Origin of the sequence: Ilyobacter sp. (assembly GCF_041583315.1) — a bacterium.
GTDB lineage: Bacteria > Fusobacteriota > Fusobacteriia > Fusobacteriales > Fusobacteriaceae > Ilyobacter.
In genome coordinates this window covers 1-5315 of the sequence record NZ_JBFHGC010000154.1, presented here as the reverse complement: position 1 = coordinate 5315, position 5315 = coordinate 1, and the positions used below count along the sequence as shown (strand labels likewise).

Here is a 5315-nt window from a genome sequence, read left to right as displayed (position 1 = left end):
TGGGGGACATACAAAAACCCATGCAAAACTTTCCCGTTTAGAGCCCGAAGAGGCTAGAGATGAGATCTTTGAATCAAAAGAGACTCTGGAAAATCTTCTGGATAAAAAACTTATATCCTTTGCATACCCCTCTGGTGATCTAAATGACAGGGTAAAACAGATGGCAGAAGAAGCGGGATATAAATTTGCCGTAGCTACAGACTCTGGAAGCGTATGTTTCTCTGACGATCTTTTTCAGATAAGAAGAATCGGTATCTTCCCTACAATAAACTCCATGGGATTCAAAAGGAAAATAAAAGGAAATTATAATTTTATTAAGATTAAAAGAGAACAAAAGAGCGAGAGATGACTTTGTCATCTCTCTATTTTTTTAGTTGATTAAATACTTTTATTTGATTATAATTTAGCTATAGATATAATTTTATACAGGGGGAGATATATGAAAAAAATTTTAACTGCCATTCTCATTTTAGCTGCGGTCCCAATTAACATTTTTGCTTCTGACAATAATCTCACCATAGGCGGAGGAACTGGAGTAGGCTCAAGCCCTTACAAAGGTGTTGACTATAATGATTTTTTTGTTCCATACTTTGATATTACATACAATGATTTTTATCTGAAGGGAGTGGAGATCGGTTACAATATGTATCAGGAAGACTCTTTCACCCTGTCTCTTTTTGCTAATCCAATGGGAGGATATAAGGTTGATGCTTCTGATTTAAGTAGTGGATACGACGATATTGATGACAGAGATTATCAGATCGAAGGAGGAGTAAAAGTAGTCTATGATACCAGTTGGTATGATTTAAAATTAGGAGGCTTTGCTTCTTTAGGAGAAGAGGGAGGAAGTTTAGGGGCTTTCGCCTTTAAATCATATTTTTTAACAGACCGTTTCTCAGTTATTCCTAAAGTGTATATAAAATACCTCAGTGAAGAATATACTGATTATTACTTTGGGGTAACTCAGACAGAAGCCGACAGAAATTCTGGAATCAGTGGTTCTTATGCTCCAGATCCGGCCTATACATTTGGTATAGACTTTGGAGCAGAGTATATTGTTACTGAGCATCTATCCCTCATTGGATTCTTCGGATTAGAAAAACTTTCAGATGAAATAAGCAAATCTCCTATAGTAGAAGAGGATATTCTCTATAAGGTAGGAGTTGGAGCAAAATATACTTTTTAATATACAGGAACAGGTTTTTACAAAACTTGAAACCAGCTGAATTCTTAAACTGCTACTCCGGAGGTGTTATCTTTGCAGGTAAAAAAAGAAACTGTTTATAAAGATATATATAATTCTGCATTAAATGAATTTTGGAAAAATGGTTATGAAAAAACCACCATGAGAAGTATCGCTGATAATTCAGGTATAACTTTGGGGAATATATACAGATATTTCCCAAACAAGGCTTCTCTTTTTGAGGCAGTTATAGGAGCTACCTATAATAATTTTATAAATATTTTCGACACATATCATGATAAATTATCAAAATTAACCCATGAACAGAAACTCACATTTTATGTAGATCTACTATCAAATTTTCTGATATACAACAAAAAAAAGCTTTCTATACTTTTTGCAGGAAGCAAGGGAACAAAATTTGAGGATTTCGAGCATAAAATTATAGAAACCTTAAAACATATTTCCATTAAAAGAGCTGAAATTCTAAAAATTGAGGAGGGTCTTATTATTGAAGACCAAGAGATTCATTCTTTTGTAGCTGAAAGCCTATTTTTTTCTCTGAAAAAAATTGCTTTTATATTCGACGAAGAGGATAAAATAAGAAAATATCTAAAAAAAATCATACCTAGTTCTTATACCGAACTCCTTAGAAAACTTGGAACTAAAGACACCGACTAAAAGTTCCGCTTGCACAGCGGGACTTTTTTGTCGGTGTCTTTTTAATACATGATTACATTTTCATCTTTTCTTAAGCTAGGTTTTACTTTAATCATATTCGAAAGTCTTTTTATCTCCTCCATTACCTCTATACTTATCTTCTCATCTTTCGAGTCAATCCCCAAAATCTCAGCAATGTCCTTCATTTTTGTATCTATAGACTCCATATCGAAGGCAGGAGTGTGAAATCCGCTTGTCCTTTCTATCTGACCAGGTACCACTGCAATATTATTAAATGCCATATTGGCAAGATAGTTTGCATAGGTCAGTTGCTCTCTTATCTCCTTAGAGTTCTTCCCCTTTATAAAATCCTCCAAATTTTTCTTTAAAATTTTTAAAGCTTCAAAGGCAAAGGTATCACTTATAAGAGTGGCTCCAGTAGATACAAGTGCCTCCACAGAATAGGTGAGAGAATCTATCCCAACAGAAGCCATGGCATCTGTAGGAAGATTTCTGATCAGCTCAGAGTCTATGACCACCATAAAAGGATTTACAGTTTTATTCAGTTTCACCTTATGCTGATGATACTGGTATATGCTGTTGTCATCATTTATCCAGGAATTTATAACCACTGCTGCAAATGGTATCTCTGCATTTATATAGCAGTTTATGGAATTATTTTCCTCATAACACTTTAGACCCATAGCTATTCCCTTGGCACACTTTGCAGTATCTCTTCCTCCAAAGGAAATTATAAAATCACAGTTACTTTCTGAAAACTCTTTTATCCCGTCTTCTATTATTTCCAGGTCAGGATTCATATTTTCTATGGCATATACAAAATAATTCAGGGAGTTACCATCAAAAATATCAGTTAAGTTTTTTAACAAACCTTTTTCAGAAAGAGCTTTTGATATCACTATGAAACCCTTTTTTAATCCCAGTTTTTTCAGCTCTTCTCCTGCTTCCTTAAGTGCTCCTGAACCAATAAGGCTTATTGGTGATATAAGCTGTTTCCCCATAATATTACCTCCAGCGTCCCATGACCTCAATATTCTATATCAAAATCATCATATTTTTTCCCGTCAAAAACATCTTCCTCTATATTTTTTACCTTAGAAGAGGGCGGCCCGGCTTCCAGTAATTTTTTAAATACCTCAATATGGCGGGTTTCCCCTTGAGCAAGTATCTCTACATCACCGTTCCAGAGATTTTTTACCCATCCCTTTATATTATACTCATTTGCTATGTGGTAAGTAAAAAACCTGTAACCTACCCCCTGTACACGTCCTTTCACTATGAAGTGGTGCGTAAGCATAAATACCACACTCCTTTCTTAGCTTTCCATCATACCTTCTAAAATATCATTTTCAGATACTAGTATCTCATCTCTTCCCAGTATTTCCATTATCCACTTAAGAATAAAAGTCCCTGCAATTATTACTTCGGCACGTTTAGGTGGAAGTCCTTTTATTTTTTTTCTTTCCTCAATATTTTTTGATAGATAAAGTTTAATGTTTTCATCTATATTTTCCATGGTGAGCTTGTATCTGTGTACCTTTTCAGCGTCATACTCAGCCATTTTTTCTAGAACAGTTACATTGGTGGTAACTGTCCCGGCCACTCCTGCCAGTAAGAATTTTTTTGAGCTTAGTTCTTTTATCTCTTCAATTTCATTTTTGACCCACTGCTCAGCCGACCTTATATTTTCCTCGCTGTGGTTGTCATTTTCAAAGAATTTTTCTGTCACCCTCACAGCCCCTATATTAAAACTTTTCATAAAATTTATGTTGTCCCCAGAGCCCTTTATAAATTCAGTGCTCCCTCCTCCTATATCGACCAATAGAAGCTCTTCTTCTATATCATTTACTGCACCCTTAAAGCTAAGTTTTGCCTCTTCATCTCCTGTGATGCATTTTATCTCAAGACCAGATTCATTTTTTACCCTGGCTATAAACTCGTCTCTGTTTGCCGAGTCTCTCGTGGCAGAAGTGGCACACACCAGCTTTTCAGTTACGCCGTAGCTGATCATTTTATCAGAGTAGCTTCTCAGAACCTTAGAAGTTCTGTTCATAGCACTGTCTAAAAGGTATCCGTTATCATTTACTTTTTCTCCCAGTTTCGTTATTTCCAGCTCTTTATAAAGCTTTCTCTTGATGGAGTATCCTTCTTCGTTTTTTTCAACTTCGGCCATGAATAATCTGCAGGAATTTGTCCCTATATCCACGACTCCCTTTATAACTCTTTTATTTAGTTCTTCATTTACCTCTCTTATTATGTCTTCAGAAACGTCCTCTACAGATACACTTCCTTTTCCCGTAGGAAGGACAAACTTTATTTTTCCGCCTTTATTTTTTTTGTCTTTTTTCATGAGAGCAATGACTCTTTCAATTTCTATTTTTATAGGTTCACAATCAATTTCATACTTCTCAAATATAGTTTTTCCTCTATCTAAAAAATCTTTTCCTATATACCCCAGTTTCTGAGACAGTAGTATCTCATATATTATCCCCTTGGCTACAGCTTCACCGTGTGAATACCCTCTATACTCTGTAGCTGTCTCCAGTGCATGCCCATAGGTGTGCCCCAGGTTTACTATGGCCCTTATTCCTTTTTCTTTTTCATCCTCTTCTACTATATTCTTCTTTATTACACAAGATCTTTTTATGACCTCTATAATTTTGTCAGGATTCAGGTTTCTTACAGCCTGTGCATTGTCCACCAGATAATCAAAATAATCGTCATCTTTCAAAAATGAGTGCTTTATGATTTCCCCCATTCCTGCTTTAAACTCTTTTTCAGGAAGAGTTTTTAGGAAATCCACATCTATCAAAACAAGCTTAGGCTGATAAAAAGCCCCTATAAGGTTTTTTGCCTTGGGATGGTTCACTGCCACCTTCCCCCCTATACTTGCATCCACCTGAGATAGCAGAGAGGTCGGTATCTGTATAAAGTCAATCCCCCTCATATAAGTAGCAGCCACATAACCTCCAAGATCTGTTATTACTCCTCCCCCCAGACTTATTACAAGGGAACTCCTGTCAAAATCATTTTCAACCATGAAATCATATATTCCAAAGGCACTTTCTATGCTCTTGTGCTCTTCTCCGTCACTTACTTCAAAATAATTTATATTTTTACCTGTACTTTCCAATATATCCAGGATTTTTTCAGCATAGAGAGCCCCTACTTTTGTATTTGATAATAAAATTATTTTTTCATATTTATCTACGTAATTTTTAAGTTCACCTATTATTCCTTTATTCACAAGGATAGGATAGCTTCTATCCCCTAAATCCATTCTTATCTCTTTCATTCTTTACCACCCCTTTCTATAAAAGTTTCATAAATTATACACCAATAAACCAGGCATTACAACGGAACAAAAAAAAACAGTCACACCTCATTCAACCTAGTTTTTTTAGTATCCTTCACAAATTTTACCGTACTTTAAAAAGATCCTTTCGCAATT

General features: G+C 35.4%; 6 protein-coding genes. 3 read left to right on the top strand and 3 right to left on the bottom strand.

From position 1 onward, the window contains the following. The 3 genes from ABZA26_RS06795 to ABZA26_RS06785 all read left to right on the top strand — a co-directional run. On the top strand, positions 1-349 hold a 349-nt coding region (locus ABZA26_RS06795), incomplete at its 5' end, for a polysaccharide deacetylase family protein (protein WP_372713766.1). Between the two features lie 90 nt (positions 350-439). Next, positions 440-1186 (top strand): MipA/OmpV family protein, encoded by a 747-nt coding sequence (locus ABZA26_RS06790; RefSeq protein WP_372713765.1) that lies wholly within the window; start codon positions 440-442, stop codon positions 1184-1186. A 72-nt stretch (positions 1187-1258) separates the two neighbouring features. Then, on the top strand, positions 1259-1864 hold the full coding sequence (locus ABZA26_RS06785) for a TetR/AcrR family transcriptional regulator (RefSeq protein WP_372713764.1): 606 nt from the start codon (positions 1259-1261) through the stop codon (positions 1862-1864). A gap of 41 nt (positions 1865-1905) precedes the next feature. Here the strand turns inward: ABZA26_RS06785 and ABZA26_RS06780 are convergent, their stop codons facing one another. From ABZA26_RS06780 to aroB, 3 genes are read right to left on the bottom strand one after another with little or no spacing between them, the layout of a single operon-like run. Continuing rightward, on the bottom strand, positions 1906-2865 hold the full coding sequence (locus ABZA26_RS06780) for an iron-containing alcohol dehydrogenase (protein ID WP_372713763.1): 960 nt from the start codon (positions 2863-2865) through the stop codon (positions 1906-1908). A 26-nt stretch (positions 2866-2891) separates the two neighbouring features. Further along, positions 2892-3161, bottom strand: a complete 270-nt coding sequence (locus tag ABZA26_RS06775; RefSeq protein WP_372713762.1) for an acylphosphatase — start codon at positions 3159-3161, stop codon at positions 2892-2894. An 18-nt stretch (positions 3162-3179) separates the two neighbouring features. Then, positions 3180-5159, bottom strand: coding sequence for a 3-dehydroquinate synthase (gene aroB, locus ABZA26_RS06770; protein ID WP_372713761.1), 1980 nt, complete (start codon positions 5157-5159; stop codon positions 3180-3182). Positions 5160-5315 lie beyond the last annotated feature (156 nt).